At 74.2% G+C, this 19,785-nt stretch carries 7 protein-coding genes; 2 read left to right on the top strand and 5 right to left on the bottom strand.

Going from position 1 to position 19,785, the window contains the following annotated elements:
- Positions 1–69: 69 nt before the first annotated feature.
- The 4 genes from ACZ4NB_RS05550 to fabD all read right to left on the bottom strand — a co-directional run bounded on the left by ACZ4NB_RS05550 (position 70) and on the right by fabD (position 13,588).
- Complete coding sequence (locus ACZ4NB_RS05550; protein ID WP_467658484.1) at positions 70–9,684, bottom strand: SDR family NAD(P)-dependent oxidoreductase; 9,615 nt, start codon at positions 9,682–9,684, stop codon at positions 70–72.
- 16 nt (positions 9,685–9,700) lie between these two features.
- Positions 9,701–11,671 carry an asparagine synthase (glutamine-hydrolyzing) gene (asnB, locus tag ACZ4NB_RS05545; RefSeq protein ID WP_467658483.1) on the bottom strand — a complete coding sequence of 657 codons (1,971 nt, stop codon included), beginning with the start codon at positions 11,669–11,671 and terminating at the stop codon, positions 9,701–9,703.
- A 4-nt stretch (positions 11,672–11,675) separates the two neighbouring features.
- Positions 11,676–11,927, bottom strand: coding sequence for an acyl carrier protein (locus ACZ4NB_RS05540; protein ID WP_467658482.1), 252 nt, complete (start codon positions 11,925–11,927; stop codon positions 11,676–11,678).
- Between the two features lie 83 nt (positions 11,928–12,010).
- Positions 12,011–13,588: an ACP S-malonyltransferase gene (gene fabD / locus ACZ4NB_RS05535; protein WP_467658481.1), complete on the bottom strand. Its 1,578-nt coding sequence runs from the start codon at positions 13,586–13,588 to the stop codon at positions 12,011–12,013.
- Positions 13,589–13,957: 369 nt separating this feature from the next.
- Here fabD and ACZ4NB_RS05530 point away from each other — a divergent pair, with 369 nt between their 5' ends.
- Positions 13,958–17,626 (top strand): BTAD domain-containing putative transcriptional regulator, encoded by a 3,669-nt coding sequence (locus tag ACZ4NB_RS05530; protein WP_467658480.1) that lies wholly within the window; start codon positions 13,958–13,960, stop codon positions 17,624–17,626.
- Positions 17,627–17,685: 59 nt separating this feature from the next.
- Complete coding sequence (locus ACZ4NB_RS05525) at positions 17,686–19,191, top strand: hypothetical protein (protein WP_467658479.1); 1,506 nt, start codon at positions 17,686–17,688, stop codon at positions 19,189–19,191.
- A 113-nt stretch (positions 19,192–19,304) separates the two neighbouring features.
- Here ACZ4NB_RS05525 and ACZ4NB_RS05520 read toward each other — a convergent pair whose 3' ends face one another.
- A complete protein-coding gene (locus ACZ4NB_RS05520; RefSeq protein WP_467658478.1) occupies positions 19,305–19,778 on the bottom strand; it encodes a carboxymuconolactone decarboxylase family protein in 474 nt (157 codons plus the stop codon).
- Between the last annotated feature and the right edge of the window lie 7 nt (positions 19,779–19,785).

The following is a 19,785-nucleotide window of genomic DNA, read 5'->3' as shown; positions in this document are numbered from 1 at the left end:
GTTCATTCCGTTCCAGGTCACTGGGCGGCCGGGCCGCCCGGTCCAGTCAGGAGGCGGGGAGGGGAGGCGTCAGATCCGGCTCAGGGCGTCCGGGTCGGCCCGGCCGTCGAGGACCGCGTCGAGCAGCGCCGCACGGGCGTCGGTCTCGAACGCGGGCTCGGCCGCGGGGGCGGGGGCGGCGGGTGGTGGGGCGGGGGCCGTGCCGTCCGCGGGCACCCAGTAGCGGTCGCGGGCGAAGGGGTAGGCGGGCAGCCGCACGGTGCGGCGCTCGCCCGCGCGATGACCGGCCTGCCAGTCGACCGGGGCGCCGTCGCACCACAGGGCGGTGACATGGTCGAGCCGTCCGTCGTGCAGGGCCCGGGTGACCTCGGGGGACTGCTCCGGCTCGCGTCGTACGCCGGCGCCGCGCGAGCGCCGCAGGGCGCCGGTGTGCCAGCCGGCGGGCTCGCCGCCCGCGAGGAACCGGTCCAGTGTGCCGAGCACCTCGTCGATGCCTGCGGCGACGAAGCCCAGTCGCGCTTCCATGGCCTCCCGGCCCACCTGGAGGGTGAACGCCAGGTCCGCCAGGTCCGGTGCGTGCCCGTCGCGGCGCGCCCGGTCGAGGAAGTCCCGCAGCCGGCCGGCCGCGGCACGCAGCCGGCCGTCGTCGCGGGCGGACAGCACGATGGCCTGGGAGGCGGCCGGACGGGCCGGCGCCACCGGTGCGGACGCCGCGGGCGGTGCTTCGAGGACGACATGGGCGTTGGCGCCGCCGAAGCCGAAGCTGCTCACACCGGCCCGCAGGGGCTGCGGCCGCCCGGTGGCGTCGGTGCGCGGCTCCCAGCGGCGCAGCTCGCGCACCACCTCGAAACCTCCGCCGTCGAGCGGCAGTTGGGGGTTGAGCGGGTCGCAGTGCAGGCTCGCCGGCAGTTCGCGGTGGCGCATGGCGAGCAGCACCTTCAGCACTCCGGCCAGGCCCGCGGCCGACTCGGCGTGGCCGATGTTGCTCTTCACCGAGCCGAGCGCGCACGGCCGGGCCGCCTGCCGCGCCCTGCCCGCGGCGGTGCGCAGTGCGCGGTAGGCGCTGTCGAGGGCGTTGACCTCGACCGGGTCACCCAGGCCGGTGCCCGTGCCGTGCGCCTCGACGTAGCCGATGCCGTCCGGGTCGATCCCGCGCATCGCGTCCTGGATCAGCGCGGTCTGCGCCCTGCCGTTGGGGGCGGTCAGGGAACCGGCGCGGCCGCCGTGGTTCTCGGCGCTGCCGCGGACCACGCCCCAGATGGCGTCGCCGTCCCGCAGGGCTCGGGCGAGCGGCTTGAGCAGCACCGCGGCGACGCCCTCGGCGCGGACGTATCCGTCGGCTCCGGCGGCGAAGGTCTTGCAGCGGCCGTCCGGGCTGAGCATGCCCGCCATCTGCGTCGCGGCGAAGGTGTCGACGCTCAGCAGCAGGTTGACCCCGCCCGCGACGGCCATCTCGCAGCGGCCCGAGCGGATGCTCTCCACGGCGCGGTGCAGCGCCACCAGCGAGCTGGAGCAGGCCGTGTCGACGGGTTCGCTCGGCCCGTTCACGTCCAGCACGTAGGAGATCCGGTTGGCCAGCATGGAGTGGGCGTTGCCGGTGGCGGTGAAGCCGTCGGGTGCCACGCCGCTGGCGTTGAGCAGGTGGTGGTAGTCGCCGCCGGAGACCCCGAAGTAGACGCCGGTACTGGCGGGGAGGCGCGCCGGGGCGTAGCCGCCGTTCTCCAGCGCGGCCCACACGGTCTGCAGCGCCAGGCGGTGCTGGGGGTCCATCAGCTCCGCTTCGAGCCGGGAGAGGTGGAAGAAGTCCGCGTCGAAGCGGTCCACGTCCTCGATCAGACCGGCGTACTTCGGGAAGTCCGCCCGCGCCACGACGTCCGCGTAGGGGCCGTCGAAGCGGTCGCCGGGGTAGTCGGAGACCAGGTCCTCGCCCGCGCGCAGCCGCTGCCAGAAGGCGTCCAGGTCGTCCGCGCCGGGGAACCGTCCGGCGGCGCCGACGATGGCCACCGCGTCGTCGTCCGGCTCGGGGGCCGGCGGCGGCTCGGTTGCCCGCTTCGGCTGCGGGGTCGCCGCCGGAGCCGGCCGGGTGGCGGCGACCGGCGCCGGGGCGTCGGCGGCCTTGGGGAGGGTCAGCTCCGGTCCGTAGCGGTCCTGGAGATGCTCGGCGAGGCTGCGGATGTCGGGGCACTCGAAGAAGACGGCGGGGGTGAGGTCCGTGCCGAGGATGCCGTTGAGTTCCGAGGCCAGCTTGGCCAGCGCGATGGACTCGAAGCCGTACGCGTGGAAGTGCGTGTCGAGGTCGATCTCGGCCAGGTCGAACTTCAGCAGGTCGGCGACGGTCTCGCGGAGCGCGGCGAGCAGCGCCGCCGGTGCGTCCCCGGGCGCCGCGGCGGTCACGGGCGGCGCGGCGGTCACGGACGGCGCGGGCTCCGGCGGTACGGCCACCGGCCTCCGCTCCCCCTCGCCGGTCGGCATCGGCGGTGCCGGACGCGGTGTCGGCGGCAGCGCCACCACTGTCCGTTCGGCCTCACCGGGAAGTGCCGGCTCAAGGCCGCCGACGGTGAACTCGGCGTCCTCGATCCGGCCCAGCACCCGGCCGTCCGCGTCGAGGAAGGCCACATGGAAGACCGCTTCGGACGTCCGCGCCAGCACGATCGCCCGGGTGCGCTCCCACTGCTCGCCCTGCACCGATCCGACCCGTACCACTTCGGCGTCGACCCGGCCCCAGGCGTGCGCGACGCCCTGGACCAGCCCGGCGAGCGCCCAGGCCGGGAGCTGCACCTGCCGCTTGTGCGGGTCCTGGCACATGGCCGGTTCGGCGACCCGGACCAGCAGCCGGTGGCCGTCGAGCTCGGTGACGCCTTCGACGCTGCGGGCGTACGGCCGGGCGTCGAGACCGGCGCGGCCGAGCGCGGCGTGGAAGCCGTCCCGGTCGAGGGTCTCGGGCGCGGTCAGCACCTGCGGCATCGAGGCGTCCTCGGCGGGCGCTGACGGTAGGACGTCGGCGGCGAAGCGGAGGGTGGCCTCGTCGGCGTCCCACAGCTCGACGCGGTGCCCGCCGTCGTCGGACGTGCCCAGCCGCCAGGTGAACGCCTCGGGGGCGTCCGCGGGCGAGGGCAGTGCGGCCCATCGCGCGTGCCGCAGCCGCAGCGGCCCCGCCAGACCGGCGAGCCGGGCGAACGCCAGGCCCGCGTCCAGCAGCGCCACCGTGGCGTATCGGCGCTTGCGCCCCACGGTGTAGACGTAGTCCAGGAGTTCGTCGCCGCGCAGCCGGAGGGTGTAGCGCACGCCGCTGAGGTCCGAGGCGTTGGTGCCGACCCAGGGGTGCGCGCGCCGGGTGAAGGCGAGCGGCCGCAGCACGCTGGGCGCGTCGTCGTCCTCGGGGTACCAGCAGCGCACCTTGTCGAAGGGGTAGGCGGGCAGCGAGGGCTTGGCCGGGCGGCCGCCCGCCGGCCACAGCCGGTCCCAGTCGATGCTCGCGCCGTCCGCCCAGTGCCGCGCCAGCTCCGCCTGGCTGCCGTCGCGCAGGGCCTGTTCGACGGTTGCCGGGTCGGCGGTGCGCCGGCGCCGCAGCGTGCTCGCCGTGAAGTGCACGCCCGCGGGCACGGCGGGCGAGGGCGCCGTGAGGTCCACGGCGGACAGCCGGGCCAGCCGGGCCTCGGCGTCGGCGAGGTCCTCGGCGACGAAGGCCAGTCGGCACGGCAGTTCGTTCTTGCCGGTCTGCAGGGTGTACGCGAGGGCGTCCAGGCCCGGTGCGGTCCGTCGCAGGTACGCGTGCAGATCGCGCAGCACCGTCTGCAGGGCCTTGGGCGTCATGGCGGAGAACACCAGCAGCCGCGGGCGGCCGCTGTCGGGTGCGGCGGCGACCTGCCCGTCGTACTCCTCGACGACGAGGTGCACATTGATGCCGCCGGCGCCGATGGACGTCACGCCCGCCCGGCGCGGCACCTCCTCGCCGCCGACCACCGGGCGCCGCCAGGGGTCGCGCCGGCGCTGCACCACGAACGGCGTGCGGTCGAAGTCGATCGCCGAGCTGAGCGTCTCGGCGTGCAGCGAGGGCGCCAGCGTGCGGTGCTTGAGCTGGAGCAGCACCTTGGTCAGGCCCGCCATGCCGGAACCGGACAGCAGGTGCGCCACATTGGACTTGACCGAGCCCAGTGCGCAGAAGCCCAGGTCCGGGGTGTGCCGGCCGAAGGCGAGGGCGGCGCCCTTGATCTCGATGGGGTCGCCGAGGGAGGTCGCCGAGCCGTGCCCCTCCAGGTAGCTGATCGTGCGGGCGTCGACCCCGGCGTCGTCCAGCGCCTTCTCGATGGCGCGGGCCTGCTGCTGCGGGCTCGGCACCGTGAAGCCGTTGCGGACCCCGGCGTTGGTCATCCCGCTGCCCTTGATCACGCCGTAGACGTGGTCGCCGTCGGCGACGGCATCGGCCAGCGGCTTGAGCACGAGCGTGCCCACGCCTTCGCCCAGGATCGTGCCGTCGGCGCCGAGGCCGTAACTGCGCACGACATCGGCCGACTTGGTGGTGAAGTGCGCCTGCGAGGTCGCGATGAGGTCGTACGGGTGCAGCATCAGGTTGATACCGCCGACCACGGCCACCCGGCACTCGCCGCCGCGCAGCATGCGCACCGCCTGGTGGACGCAGGCCGACGCCGACGAGCACATGGTGTCGAGGAACGCCGACGGCCCGGTGAAGCCGTAGTGGTAGGACAGCATGTTCGCCATCACGCCCAGCTCGCTGCCGCTGGTCGCGGTGCCGCGCATCAGCATGTTCTGGAAGCCGTAGAGCGAGTAGCTGTTGTTCATCGAGCCGACGAGCACGCCGACGTCGCCGTCGTAGCGGCGCCGCAGGGTCTCGCGTGAGTAGCCCGCGTCCTCCAGGGCCGTCACGCCCGCCTGAAGGAACAGCCGGACCTCAGGGGACAGCAGCTCGGCGTCGCGCTGGGAGATGTTGAAGTAGCGCGGATCGAACGCCTCGACGTCCCGCAGGAACGTACCGGTCCTGACGACGGTCTTGCCGTCGACGTCGCGCTCGTCGAAGTAGATGTCGCTGTGCCGCCACCGCGACTCCGGGACGGGCTCGAAGCTGTGCCGGCCCTCGCTGAGCAGCTCCCAGAACTCCTCCAGGGTGTCGGCGCCCGGGTACCGGCCCGCCATGCCGATCACCGCGATGTCGTGGCGGTCCGGGTCGGCGGCCCGGACGACCGGGGCGGGCCCGGACGCGGGCACCGGCACGGTCGCGGGCGGCTGTTCGGCGGCGGGGACCTCGGCGGCGGGCGCGGGCGGCTCCGCGACCGCGGCGGCCTTCTCCGGGGCGGGCTCCTCGGGTGCGGGTGCTTCGGGGGCGAAGAGTTCCAGGAGCCGTGCGCGGTGCTCGGCGACGAAGTAGCCGGCCGCGCCCCGCAGATCGACGTACTCGAAGAAGAGCGTCTTGGGCAGCGATCCGAAGGTGTCCTCCAGCCTGCTGGTCAGCTCGACGATGGAGATCGAGTCGATGCCGTAGGTCTCCAGCTTCTCCTCGGCCAGGATGTGCTCGGGGTCCTGCAGGGTCACCTCGGCGAACAGGTTCCGCAGCAGGTCCTGTGTACGGGCGAGGAGTTCGCCCTCGTCCAGGGCTGCCGGCGCGGCCGCCTCGCGCGCCGCCGCGGACGTGCCCGGCTCGGGCCGCGCGGCGCGGTCCAGGCCCGCGTACTCGCGCAGCTTGGCGCGCTCCCCGAAGAGCACCACGCGGCGCACCGGCGCGGCGGGGTGCAGTGCGCGCTCCAGCGCGTCCAGGCCGGTCCCGCTGGGCAGCGGCACGGTCCCGGTGCGCTTGCGCAGATAGGCGAGGCTGGCGTCGTCCACGCGCATGCCCCCGTCGGCCCACAGCGGCCAGTCCACCGAGCGGGTCACCCGGCCGGCGGCCTGCCGGCGGGCGGCGAACGCGTCGAGGAAGGCGTTGGCGGCGGCGTAGTCGCCCTGCGCGGCGTTGCCGAAGGCGCCCGCCACGGAGCCGAACAGCACCAGGAAGTCCAGGCCGTGGGCGCGCGTCGCGTCGTCGAGGTACGTGGCGCCGTCCACCTTGGGCGCGAGTACGGCGGCGGTGCCCGCGAGGGGCTTGTTCGCGAGGTAGCCGTCGTCGAGGACACCGGCCGCGTGGAAGACGCCGTCGAGCCGTCCGTGGAGCGCGCGGATGTCCGCGACGGCGTCCCGCACGGCGTCCGGGTCCGTGACGTCGGTGCTGCGGTAGGCCAGCTCGCCGCGGGACAGACGGGCCCGCAGGGCGAGGACGGCGGGGCTGTCCGCCGAGCGGCCGCCGACGACGACCGTGGCGCGGTGGCGCTCGCAGAGCCGCTCGGCGAGCAGCAGGCCGAGTCCGCCGGCGCCGCCGGTGATCCAGTAGACGCCGCCGTCGCGCAGCAGCGTCCCGCCCGCCTCGCCGGGAGGAAGTTCGACGAAGCGGTGCCGCAAGCGGCGGTCCCGGGCGTCGTAGGCGACTTCGGTGCCGTCCGCGGCACCGGCCTCGGCTCGGACCACCCGCTCGAAGCGGTCGGCGTCGCGGGGGTCGCATGCGTCGAGGAGCACCAGCCTGCCGCGGAAGGAGGGGTTCTCCTGCTGTGCGGTCTTCAGCAGCGCCGCCAGCGGCGCGTAGACCGGCGAGTCCGGGGCGCCCGGCGCCACGACGAGCACCTGCCGTCCCTGGCCGAGCAGTTGCCGGACCTGCGGATAGCAGGACTCGAACGCCGTCTTCATGGCGGCGGCATCGGTGGCGGTGTCGGCGGTCACCGCCAGCTGCCGGACGTCCACGCCCAGCCGCGCGGCGCTCGCCGCGGCGAGGTCGCCGTCCAGGGCGGCGTTGAGCACCGTCACCGCACCGGCCGGGTGGGCCTGCCCGGCCGCGGGGGCCGGGGCGGGGGCCTCCTCCCAGACGCCGGTGACCTCCAGGAGTTCGCCGTCCGGGGCCGCCGGCCTGGCGGCGGGCAGCTCCCTCGACGTATAGCCGGAAAGGCGCACGCACAGCCGGCCGTCGGCGTCGTAGAGATCGATGTCGGCCCCGGTCGCCCCGGCCGCCTTGCCGCCGCCGGCCGGCCGCAGCCACGCCCACATCGTCGCGCTCGTCGGTGCGTGCACGGTGAGCCGGTCCAGCGCGAACGGCACCGCGGGGGCGGTGGGCCGGCGCCAGCCGCCGTCGGGCGAGCCGAGGGCCAGGGCCGCGAGCAGGGCGCTGTCGAGGATCGCGGGCTGCAGTGCCGTGCCGTCCGGGGTGCCCTCGGGCAGCCGCAGTTCGGCCAGCACACCGTCCGGGCCGCGGTGCAGGGCGTGCAGAGCGCGCAGCGCGTGGCCGTGCTCGATGCCGCTGGACCGCAGCACCGCGTACCCCTCGGCGACGTCGACGCTCCGGGGGAACCGCTCGCGCAGCGCGTCCGGGTCCGTCCGCTCGTCCTCGGCGGCCGCGCCGTACTCGACCCGGCCGCTGGTGTACGGCGTGCCGTCGCCGTCGGTGATCGCGTAGTCGTAGCCGTCGCCGGCGGGCGTCAGGCGTAGGCGCGGGAACAGCCCGGCGTCGCCGACCAGCAGCGGGCGGATCCACACCGCGTTGCGGATGCGGGGCGCGAGCCCGGCCCGGGTGCCGGCGACGGCGGCCCGGCCGGCCGCCGCGGTGACGAGTTCCAGGGCCAGCACGCCCGGGACGATCCGTGCGCCGTTGACGAGGTGGTCGCGGACGAAACCCTGTGCGGCGTCGAAGTGCAGGGGGAAGGTCCAACCGCCTCCGTGCGCCTCGCCGTCGCCGAGCGGGGCGGGCGCGGCGGGCGCGAGGTCCGTCGCGCCGTCCTCCGGCCCGGTGTCCGTCGCCTCGCGCTCCGGCCGTGCGGCCGCATCGTCGCGGGTCGGCTGGAACCAGTGCGGCGTACGGGCGAACGCATAGCCGGGCAGATGCACCCGGCGGCCGCGCTCGGGCCACTGCGCCCAGTCCACGGGCAGGCCCTGGACCCAGGCGGCCGCGAACTTGTCCCCCCTCTCCTGCGCGAGCCAGCGCTCGGCCAGGGCCGTCAGATCGTCCGCGTCCAGGCCCTCGGGGGCTTCGGCGCCGGCCCGGCCGCGCGGGCAGTCTGCGGGCGGCTCCTCCCCCGCGGCGACGCGCTCCAGCTGCGCCGCCCACTCCTCGACGCCGCTCGCCCGGAACACCACGCGCTCGCGCAGCGGCACCCGGCCCTCGCGCAGCGTACGGGCGACATCCGTCAGCGACGGGGCGTCGCCCTGCTCGATCCGGGTGCGGACCCAGCGGGCGAGCCGGTCGCAGGTCTCGCGGAGCCGGTCGGTGTCCCTGGCGGACACCGGGAGCCACTGCTCGCCGGTGTCCTCGGTGGCGGCCACCGGGTCCGCGGCCTCCAGCAGGGCGTGGGCGTTGGTCCCGCCGAATCCGAAGGAGCTGACGCCCGCGCGCAGCGGAGCGGACCCTTCGGCGGTCCAGTCGGTGAGCCGGTCGAGGACGTACAGCGGGCTGCCGTCCAGCTTGATGAGGGGGTTGAGCTTGCGGAAGTTTACCGTCGCGGGCAGCTTGCGGTGGCGCATGGCGAGGATGACCTTGAGCATGCCCGCGATGCCGGCGGCCCCTTCCAGGTGGCCGATGTTGGTCTTCACCGAGCCGATGCCGCACCGGTGCGCCGCGGCCGGCTCGGGCCGGTCGGCCGCCAGGTCGGCGAACGCCTGCTTCAGGCCGCGGACCTCGATGGGGTCCCCGACGGGTGTGCCGGGGCCGTGGGTCTCCACGTAGCTGACGGTCTCGGGCGCGATGCCGGCCCTGCGGTAGACCCCGGCGATCAGTTCGGCCTGTGCGGCCGGGTTGGTGACGGTCAGCGAGCTGGTGCGCCCGCCGTGGTTGCTGCCGATGCCCTTGATCACGGCGTGCACCGCGTCGCCGTCGCGGCGGGCGTCCGCGGCCCGCTTGAGCAGGACGATGCCGCCGCCCTCGCCGCGCACATAGCCGTTGGCGTCGGCGTCGAAGGCCCGGCACAGGCCGTCGGGCGAGAGCATGCCCGCCTTGGCGAAGGCGATGAAGTGCCGCGGCGACCAGGTCAGGTTGACCCCGCCGGCCAGCGCGAGATCGCAGTCCCCGGCCTGGAGGGCCTGCACCCCCTGCTGCACGGCGACGAGCGAGCCGGCGCAGGCCGTGTCGTTGACGACGCTCGGGCCGCGCAGGTCGAAGTGGTGGGAGACCCGGTTGGCGATGATCGCGTAGGCGGCGCCGGTCGGGTAGTAGGCGTCGATCTCCTCGACTTCCTGCTCGATCAGCTCGGCGTAGTCCCAGTGGCACACGCCCATGAAGACGCCGATGGCGGAGCCCGCGACGCGGTCGGCCCGGTAGCCGGCGTCCTCCAGGGCGTGCCAGCTCAGCTCCAGGGCCATCCGCTGCTGCGGGTCCATGGAGCGCGCCTCGCGCGGGGAGATCTGGAAGAAGTCGGCGTCGAAGCAGTCGGCGTCGTCGACGAAGCCGCCCCAGACGCTGTTGGTCTTGTTGAACTCGCGGCGCGGGTGGCCGAGGTGGTCCTCCTTGCGCCAGCGGCGCTCGGGTACCTCGCTGATCAGCGAGCGGCCCGCGGCCAGATGGCTCCAGAACTCCTCGGGCGTGCGCGAGCCGGGCAGCCGCAGGGACAGGCCGATGACGGCGATGTCCCGGTCGTCGGCGAGGACGTCGTTCTCCTTGGTCATGGCGCGTTCTTTCGTCCTAGGCCGACTGGGCGCCGCTGCGCCGGTCGACGACGTGAAGGGGGACCCCCAGCGGGCTCCGGTTGCGGGCGTTGCCGCGGACGTACCAGTGGTGCAGCCAGACCGTCGACGCCAGGCAGACGAAGGTCTGGTTCTCCTTGGTGCCGATCTGCTCGGGCGGGCTGTCGAAGACGCGGTCGGTGAACCGCCGCACGAAGCGCGCGTCGAGGACGCCGATCTCGTCGAGGGTGCCGGGGTCGGTCAGCAGCTCGCGGTAATCCGGGCGGGAGCGGACGAACGCGGCGCTGTCCGGGGCGCGGTAGGGGAACTTCCCCTTCTTGACGATCCGTTCCGGCAGCACCTCGGCGTAGGCTCGCTTGAGCAGGTACTTCTCGTCGTAGGGGTCGCCGAAGCGCAGATTGACCGAGGCGGCGCGGCGGACGACCGCGGGGTCGAGGAAGGGGCAGCGGTTCTCCACACCGTGGGCCAGCGCCATCCGCTCGCCCTGCGTCGAGAGCAGATAGCCGCTCAGCAGGGTGCGGAACTCCAGCCACTGGGCCTTCTGCACGGGGGTGAGCCGCGCGTACCCGGGCTCCTCGGCCACGAGTTCGGTGAGGGCCGCGAAGGGGTCGCCGGCGTTCTTGAGCAGGCGGGCGGCGAAGCGGCCGTTCTGGAACCGCATCTGGTGGGAGAAGAGGCCGGGCAGGGTCTCCTCGGTGAACTGCCGGTAGAGGCCCAGCATCCGGCGGTGGCCCTCCTCGCCGCTGAGGTGGCGCAGGTACGGGTAGAGCCGGCTCATGCGGCGCAGGCGGGTGTCGTCGTCCAGCTCGTGCCAGGTCGACAGCAGCAGCGTGTCCTTGAAGATGCCGTAGCCCAGGAACGCCTCGTCGGCGCCCTCGCCGCTGAGCACCACCTTGATCCCTTCGCTGCGGACATGGCCCGCCAGCAGGTACATGGGGACGAAGGCGGTGCGGAAGACGGGCACCTCGGCGTGCCGGACGGCTTCGGGGAAGGCGTCGACGACGTCCTCGTCGGTCACCCGCACCGTGGAGTGGTGCGTGCCCAGATGCGCGGCGAGCGCGGCCTGTTCGGCCGATTCGTCGAACTCGGCGTCCTCGAACTCGATCGAGAACGTCCGCAGCGGGCGGTCGGTCCGCCGCGCCGCGAGGTGCGCGATGATCGAGGAGTCCAGGCCGCCGGAGGCGTAGACGCCGACCTCGACGTCGCTGCGCAGCCGCACGTCGACCGCGGCTTCGAGGTCCGCGCGGACGAGTTCGACGGCCTCCTGCTCGCTCTGCGGGGCCGGGCCCGCGGCCAGGTCGAGGGTGGCCCAGCGGCCGCGCCGGACCTCGTCGCCGCGCAGGGACAGGTACTCGCCCATGGGGATCTGCTCGATCCCGTGGTAGCCGCTCTGGCCGGGCAGCGGGGTCCAGGTGGCGAAGACCGACGCCAGCTGCGCCTCGTCGAAGGCGAAGCGGAAGTCCGGGTAGGCCAGGAACGCCTTCATCTCGGAGGCGAACAGCCAGGCGCCGCGGTGCCGCGCGACGAACAGGGGCCGCTTGCCGAACCGGTCGCGCACCAGGTGCAGTTCGCCGGTGACGCTGTCGTAGAGGGCGAACGCGAAGGCGCCGTTGAAGCGGGGCAGGCAGTCCAGGCCCCAGGCCACCCAGGCGGCCAGCACGACCTCGGTGTCGGACTCGGTGCGGAAGGCGAAGCCGCGGGCGGTCAGCTGCTCACGCAGCTCCCGGTAGTTGTACAGCTCGCCGTTGTAGCACAGCCAGTAGCGGCCGTCGGCGCTGCCGACCGGCTGCGAGCCGGTGGCCAGGTCGATGATGCTCAGCCGCACCGTGCCCATGGCCAGCCGGTCGTCGAGTAAGCAGCCCGCCTCGTCGGGGCCGCGGTGCTCGATCTGGGCGAGCATGCCGTGGATCAGGGTCTCGTACTCCTGCGGGGGCAGGGGGCTCTGGAAGAAGCCGGCTATGCCGCACATCGGGTCACCTGCTCCCGGCGGCCCGCGCGCGGGCGGCGTCGACGAACTCGACGATGCCGGACAGCGAGACCATGACGTTGCCGAGGATCTCGTCGCCGAGCGGCACCGCGTACTTCTCCTCGATGTGCCCCATCAGCGAGATATAGCCGAACGAGTCGAGGATGCCCGCCTTGAACAGGTCGGTGTCCTCGGTGATGTCCGAGTCGAACTCGAACATGAACTGCTCTTCCATGTGCTTCTTGAGTTCCTGCTTCATGGCTGTGCGTCACCCTCGCGATGGTCGATTCGGGGCGCGTGCCGGTGTCCGGCGCGCGTGGACTCTGCGCTGCTGCGGCGGTGTCAGGCGGGCGCGAGCCCGGCGGCGACGATCCGGCCCAGCGCGGGCCACTGGGAACGGATGAAGAAGTGGCCGCCGGGGAACCGGTGTGCGGCCAGGGGCCGGGTGCTCTCCCGTTGCCAGCCGTCCAGGTCGGCTCGGGTGAAGCGCTCGTCCTCGCCGGTCATGGCGGTGATCGGCACGTCCAGCGGCGCGGCCTCCTCGTGCCGGTAGGCGCCCAGCGCGGTGAAGTCGGCCCGCATCATCGGCTCGTAGTACGCCATCAGGTCGGGGTGCTCCCACAGCTCCTCCGGGATGCCGCCGAGCTCGCGCAGGTGCTCCCAGAAGGCGTCGGTCGACAGCTCCCAGGTGTGCCGTTCCCGGCTCGGGATCGCCGGTCCGCACTCTCCGGAGACGAACAGGTGGACCGGTGCGGGCAGCCGCTCGGCGCGCAGCCGGCGGCAGAGCAGGAAGGCCAGCCGGGCGCCGAGGCTGTGGCCGTAGAGCGCGTAGGGGGCGTCGAGCCGGTCCCGCACCTGCCCGAGCAGGTCGTCGACGATCGCGGCGGGGTCCAACAGGAGCGGCTCGGCGGCTCGGCGGCCGCGCCCGGGGCGCTCCAGCGTCACGACGTCGACGTCCGGGCAGGCCGCGGCGAGTCCCGCGTAGGCGCGCTCGTCGCCTCCGGCGTAGGCGACGCAGAACAGGCGCCGCCGCGACGGCGGTTGCGGCTGCGGCTGCGCTTGCGGCTCGGGCGTCCGGTGGGCGGGTACCGCGTCGATCTGCCCGATCATGCGGGTGAGGACTCCTTTCCCGCCCACCTCGCGGCAGCGGTCGGCGCTGGTGTGCGCGAGCAGGTAGCGGACGCTGTCCAGCCACCGCACCGATCCGCTGATCTGGTCGCTCAGCGTCGTGGCGGCGTCCTGGTCGGTGTACGGCCGTGCGGTGAGGTTGGCGATCACCGTGGCCCGCAGCGGCGCGAACCGGAAGCCCTTGAGGAAGGCGGCGAACTCGTCGCGGGCGGCGGCCATGAACCGCGAGTGGAAGGCGGCCGAGACCTTCAGCCGGGCCACCCGGGTCCCGCGCGCGTCGAGCGTCTTGTGCGCACGCTCGATCTCGTCCAGGGCCCCGGACAGCACGGTCTGCACGGGGGTGTTGATGTTGGCGACGTCGAGCCGCGCGAGCCCCTCCTCGGCGAGGAAGGCCCGCACCTCGTCCGCGTCCGGCCCCACGACGGCGAGCATGCCCCCGTCCGAGGCCCGGGCCATCAGCTCGCCCCGCTTGACGACGAGCTTCAGTCCGGTCTCGAAGTCGAAGGCCCCGGCGGCGTGCAGGGCGTTGTACTCCCCCAGGCTGTGGCCCAGCAGGTACCCGCCCTCGGGCTCGCCGCGCTCCAGCGAGTCCTGGTAGGCCAGGGCGTTGACGACGTAGAGCGCGGGCTGGGTGTAGCGGGTGTCGTCGAGGCGGCCGTCCGGGTCCTCCAGGCACAGCCGCACGAGGTCGTAGCCGAGCACGTCGCAGGCGAGCGCGGTCGGTTCGGGGAACCGCTCGAAGAGGCCGGCACCCATGCCGCGGGTCTGGGAGCCCTGACCGGGGAAGAGCACGGCGGGCGTTCCCGTTGCAGAAGCCCTCACGAGCGGCCCGCAGCACGGTGGTCGCGGAGGGTGGCAGGGCAGTCGTCCAGCGGGTTCATGGCCTCCCCGATCAGCGGTGGTGTCCGATGACGGGAATCCTGCGGCACCCCCCTTGCAGGGGCCTGGTCAGGACGCTGGCGGATTCCTGCCGTCCGCTGTAGCGGTTTTCCGCCATCCTTGCCGCACCCCTGCAGAGACCTTGCCATTTGCTTACAGGTCGCCAAGATGATCTTGGAACACCCGGTTCGCTATGCAAGGCTCCCTTTTGGGAGGGCTCCGGCCGCACGGCGCCACCCGCCTGTCAGCACGATCGCGCGTGCGAGAACGATTGGGACCGATATGCCTTCATCCCTCATACCGACCCCGGCCCCGACCACCCCGACCCCCGAGGTCGGGTCGCACGAGCCCGCCTTCCTGCTGAGCGTTCTGGGCCCCATGTCGGCGCACCGCGACGGCCACGACCTCCCCCTCGGCCCGCCACGCCGCAGGGCCCTGCTCGCCCTGCTCCTCATACGCCTGGGGCGCGTGGTGCCCACCGAGCTGCTCATCGAGGAGCTGTGGGGCGAGGAGCCCCCGCGTCAGGCCGTCGCCACGCTCCAGAGCCACGTCTCCCACCTGCGCCGCGCACTGCAGCCGGCCGCCGGGCCCGACCGCCCCTCGGTGCTGCGCCACCGCGCGCCCGGCTACGTCCTGGAACTCGCCCCCGAACACATCGACGGCTGCCGCTTCGAGCGCCTGGTCTCCGAAGGCCGGCGGCTGCTGGAACGGCACGATGCGCGCGCCGCGCGGGACCGGTTCGCGGCGGCCCTGTCGCTGTGGCGGGGCTCGCCCTTCGCGGAGTTCGACGGCCATCCCCCGCTCAGCGACGAGAGTTCGCGGCTCGAACACGTCCGGCTCACCGCCGTGGAGTCCTGCGCGGAGGCCCGGCTCGCCCTCGGGGAGGCCCAGGAGGTCGCCGCGGGCCTCGACCGCGAGGCGCGCCTGCATCCGGCGCGAGAACGCCTGGTCGGCCATCTGATGACGGCCCTGTCCCGGCTCGGGCGGCAGGCCGAGGCGCTCGAAGTGTACGAACGGACCCGCGCCCATCTGAACGAGGAGTTCGGCGTGGGCACGGCCGCCGAACTCCGCCGGGTCAGGACCGCGATCCTGCGCCAGGAGCCGGGGACGGGCGGGCCCGGCACGGGAGCGCGCCCCGGCCGCCCGGAACCGGCCGGGCCCGCGCTGGGCGCTCCGGTGATCGGGGTCGCCGCGCGGAACGACGGCGAAGGAGCAACCAGGGCCGCGGCGCGGCCGCCCGTCGGCGCGGCGCAGGAGCCGCAACCACTGGCCGAGAACGAGGCGTCCGGTGGAGGCGGCGGTACAGCGGCGGCCCCGGGCGGGCCCTTCACGGCAACGGCGTCCGACCGCAGGGAAGGCCCCCAGGACGGCCCCGGATCCCCAGCGCGCCGAGAGGTCGGCGCCGCCCCTACCGACCGGGCGGCGGCGACGCACACCACCACCGGGCCGGACCACGCCCACCGACCGGCGCCGGTCGCCGCGGACTCCCCGCCGGCCGCCCCTGCCCCGTCCGCGAGCGCACCGGACGCGCCGGCCCCGGACAGCGACACGAGCCCGCAGGTCGCAGAGGCGGTGCCCGACGGGCCGCGCACCCAGTCGCCGTTCACCGGCCGCAACGAGGAATTAGAGCGTCTGACGGCCGCGGCGGAGTCCGCGGTGGCCGGGCACGGCCATGTCGCGGGCGTCCTCGGCCCGGCCGGCGTCGGCAAGACCCGGCTGCTCCTCGAACTCGCCTCCCGGCTGCAAGCCGCCGGCGCCGGCCAGGAGGGTGCGGGCCGGGCCGGTGCCGAACAGGCCCGTGCGGGCCTGGAGGTGGTCTGGAGCCACTGCTTCCTGGGCGAGGGCGTACCGCCCTACTGGCTGTGGGCCCAGATCCTCAGGCGGCTGTCCACGACCCGCCCGGACGCCTTCCGCGAGGCGGCGACGCCGTTCGGCGCGCTGCTCGCCCCGCTGATGCCCGAGCGGGCGTCCCGGCCCGGCGGACCGGCCCCCGAATCCGACTGGGGCCAGGCCCGGTTCCTCACCCACGACGCGGTCTGCGAGGTCCTGCTCGCGCTCGCCGCCCAGCGCCCGCTGGTCCTGCTCCTGGAAGACCTCCACTGGGCCGACACCGCCTCCCTGGACCTGCTCCGACTGCTGAGCACCCGCAGCCAGGGCCACCCGCTGGGCATCGTCCTGACCGCCCGCGAGTACGAGGTCGAGTCCGACGCGACGCTGCGCCGGATGCTCTCCGAGGTGCTGCGCGGCCCCCGGACCGAGACCCTGCGGCTCGGCGGCCTCTCCCGGCACGCCGTCGCCGCCCTCGTCGTCGCGCAGGCCGGCCCCGGTGTCGACGCGGAGGTCGTCGAGGTGCTGCACCGGCGCAGCGAGGGCAACCCGTACTTCGTCATGCAGCTGCTCTCCCTCCTGGGTGACGCGCGTAGCCTGCGCCGGCCCGACGCGGTGGACGTATTGCTGACCCGGGTCCCGACCGGCGTCCGCGAGGCGCTGCACCAGCGGTTCGCCGCACTGCCCGAGACGGTGCTGTGCGTACTGCGGCTGTGCGCCGTCATCGGCACCGAGATCGACACCGATCTGCTGGACCTGACCGCCACCGACAACGAACCGGTCACCGCGGCACTGGAGTCGGCGATCCGCGCCGGGCTGCTGGGCGAGGACCCCCACCACCCGGAGCGGCTCCACTTCACCCACGCCCTGGTCCAGGAGACGCTCATCGACGAGCTGACCCGCGAGGACCGGCACCGGCTGCACGCGCGGGTCGCCGAGGGGATCTCCACCCGCAGGCTCGGGCGGGTGGCGGACGAGGAGATCGAGCGGCTCGCCCACCACGCCTGGCACGCCAAGAGCGCCATGCCCACCGCCGAAACGCTTCCCGTGCTGCTGCGCGCCGCCGAGCAGGCCGAGCAGCAACTCGCCTACGAGCAGGTGGAGATCTGGCTGCGCCGCGCGGTGCACCTGGTCGGCCTGCTGCCGCCCGGCGATCCCTCGGCCGCGTCCCTGGACCAGCGGCTGCACATCCAGCTCGGCCAGGTGCTGGCCACCACCCGGGGCTACGGCCACGCCGAGGCCGAGACCGCGCTCGCCCGCGGACGGGCCCTCAACTCCGTCACCCGCTCCCCCGAAGACCCGTCGGTGCTCTGGGCCCTGTGCGCGTCGGACCTCGTCACCGGCCGCTACGACACCTCGCGCCGGTACTCCGGCCTGCTCCGGGAGCTCGCCGAACGCGACGGCCAGCCCGTGGCGGTGCTCGGCGCGGCCTACGGCGAGGGCATCGTCCTGCACGTCCGCGGCCAGTTGCCGCAGGCACTGGTCGAACTGGAGCACGGCGTCGCCATGGCGGACGGCTACGCCCGCGAGGGCCACTCCCTGGCCCGCACCTTCCAGCACGACCCGCGCGTCTCCTGCCGCTCCTACAACACCTTCACCCACTGGCTCCTGGGCGACCGGGAGACCGCCACGGCACGCCGCCGCGAACTGCTGCGCCTCACCGAGGACGACAGCAGGCCCTCCGACCGCTCCTTCGCCCTCTACGTGAACGCGGTCGTGGCGGCCTGGGAAGGCGACGCCGAAACGGCCCGCTCCTCCGGCGCCGAGGGCGTCCGGGTGGCGAACGAGCACGGGCTGATCTACTGGAAGGCGATGCTCGGCATGCTGGAGGGCTGGGGCCTGACCTGCTCCGGACGGGAGGACGGCCTCGCCCTGATGCACTCCTGTCTCGCCGAACTCCGCAACTCCAGAACCCATCTGCGCCGCCCCCTCCACCTGGGCCTCCTCGGCCAGGCCCAGCACCGGGCCGGCCACACGGAGGACGCGAAGACCACCTTCCACGCCCTCCTCGCAGCCATCACCCGACGCGGCGAACACATCTACCTCCACCCCGAACTCCCCGCCACCCGCCTCCTCCACGACCTCCTGGGCCGCGGTGCCGCGGAGTCGGTGGCGGCGGGGTGAGCGACCGTTCTCGCCGCCCGCGCGGGAACTGGGGAGGCCGCTCCGTCGTCGTCACGAGCATGATCGAAAACTGCCGACCCGCATCCCCCCGCTCGCTCCCGCTCGACGAACTGATCGCGGCCTGGGGCGGCGTGGGGCCGTGGTCCGAGCGGGCCGACGCGGACCCGCTCGTCGTGGACTGCGCACGCCGGCTGGCCGCCGACCCCGGTGGGGAGTGGGCGCCGCTGTGGACGTTCGGGCTGGTGACGATGGCGTCCTACGTGGCGTGGAGGCCGGGGGAGGGCGTGGCGGGCCGCGCCCTGGAGGCGCTGCTGGCCGCCGACAGTGCGCTGGGCGGGCGCGGCTGCGCGCATGAGGCGCACCCGTTCCGGGCCGCACTGGAGCGCATCGACGATGACGGGGTCGGTGTCCTGGTGCCGGAACTCCGCGGCTTCCCGGCCTTCGGCAGCGGAGAGACGACCGACGCCGAGCACGACGACGCCTCGTGGTGCCCGACGAACGTCGCCACCTGCGCGCGGATCACCGCCGATGTCCTGGCGCCCTTCGGAACGGCGGGCACGGCAGACACGACGGGCGCGCCGGGCATCCCGGCCGTCATCCCGCGCAAGGATGCCGACGCGCTCAGGTGGCTCTCCTCGACGCTCTGCGACCACCCCTACGGGGACCCCGCGCTGGATCTGTCCCGCCTGGCGCTCTCGCTGCCCGACCATCCGTCCCAGGGCGTCCAGGCCGGGTATGTCGCGGCCATGCACGCCAGCCGGTGGTATGCGGTCTCGGGCCGCATCACCACGCCCGAAGCCCTCGACGACATGATCGAGGGGCTGGAGAAGGTGCTCGCCCAGCTTGCCGGCAGCACCTGCGCCCACACGCCCGCCGAGCACCCCGAGCCGCACTCCGACCCCGCCGGTGCGGCGCAGTTCGGCTGCTACCTGCGCAGCCCCGGGGGACGCGCGAAGCTGGCCGGGGCCGGCGGCCGCCGGGGCGGCCTCCGGGGCTGGCTGTGTCCCGCCTTCCTGCACTCCCTCGCCGACGAAGCCCTGGACGAACTGCGCGAGGGGTATGCGGAGTTGTTCGCCCCGCGGGAGACGGACCACCTCGACGAGGAGTTCCTGGACGCGGACGGGCGTCTCGCCCTCGACCGGCTGGCCCGCCTGCTGGAGGACGAGGACCCGTCCATCGACGTGGACGACCTCGCGGTGTGGGCGGCCCGCCGGTACGGGCGCGACGGCATCGCCGATCCGCGCGAGCAGGCCGTACTGCTGCTGGTGATGCTGTGGTACGCGGAAGACCCCTACGACATCCCCTACAACGCGGGGAGGGAACTGCGCGACGCACTGCGCCCCGCGGCCACTGCGGCTCTCGACGCCGAGTGCCCGCACGGCGGCACCCACCCCGACACCGGCGACCGGCTGCCGTCCCTCCTCGACCACCTCCACGCACCCGACGCGTCCCCCGCACCCGACGACGGCCTCACCCCTGAGGTCCGGCTGTGCCCGCACCACCTCGCCGAACGAGCCCAGGAGGCGCTGGAGGAACTGGACGACGCCTTCGACGAGGACGAGTAGCGCACGCGCACGGCGGCGGACGGCGGCCCGGAGCCGGGGCCGCCGCCAGGGCGGGACGTCCGCCGGCGGCAGCCTTCCGGGCCGCGCACCACTCGTTGCCGCAACGGGCCGAATCAGCCGAACTGGCCGGGCTGGTAGTCGCCGGCGGGCTGCTGGACGAGGACGTTCAGCCGGTTGTAGGCGTTGATGAGGGCGATCAGCGACACCAGGGCGATGAGCTGCTCCTCGTCGTAGTGCTTGGCGGCGTTCGCCCAGACCTCGTCCGCGACCCCGCCGGCCGCGTCGGCGAGGCGGGTGCCCTGCTCCGCCAGTTCCAGCGCCGCGCGCTCGGCCTCGGTGAAGACCGTGGCCTCCCGCCACGCCGCGACCAGGTTGAGGCGCGTCGAGGTCTCACCGGCCGCGGCCGCCTCCTTGGTGTGCATATCGAGGCAGAATCCGCAGCCGTTGATCTGGCTCGCGCGGATCTTCACCAGTTCCTGTGTCGCGGCCGGCAGTGCCGAGTCCGAGATCACCTTGCCTGCCGAGGTGAAGTGCTTGAGCAGCTTGCCCGCGGCCGGGCTGGCGAAGAGGTTCAAACGGGCGTCCATGGTGTGC

The organism is Streptomyces sp. NPDC026575 (assembly GCF_055567415.1).
This window is presented reverse-complemented; position numbering and strand designations above follow the sequence as displayed.

Coding starts and splice junctions, on each gene's coding strand:
- ACZ4NB_RS05550 (WP_467658484.1), bottom strand. CDS start 9,684: ATGACCAAGGAGAACGACGTCCTCGCCGACGACCGGGACATCGCCGTC.
- asnB (WP_467658483.1), bottom strand. CDS start 11,671: ATGTGCGGCATAGCCGGCTTCTTCCAGAGCCCCCTGCCCCCGCAGGAG.
- ACZ4NB_RS05540 (WP_467658482.1), bottom strand. CDS start 11,927: ATGAAGCAGGAACTCAAGAAGCACATGGAAGAGCAGTTCATGTTCGAG.
- ACZ4NB_RS05530 (WP_467658480.1), top strand. CDS start 13,958: ATGCCTTCATCCCTCATACCGACCCCGGCCCCGACCACCCCGACCCCC.
- ACZ4NB_RS05525 (WP_467658479.1), top strand. CDS start 17,686: ATGATCGAAAACTGCCGACCCGCATCCCCCCGCTCGCTCCCGCTCGAC.
- ACZ4NB_RS05520 (WP_467658478.1), bottom strand. CDS start 19,778: ATGGACGCCCGTTTGAACCTCTTCGCCAGCCCGGCCGCGGGCAAGCTG.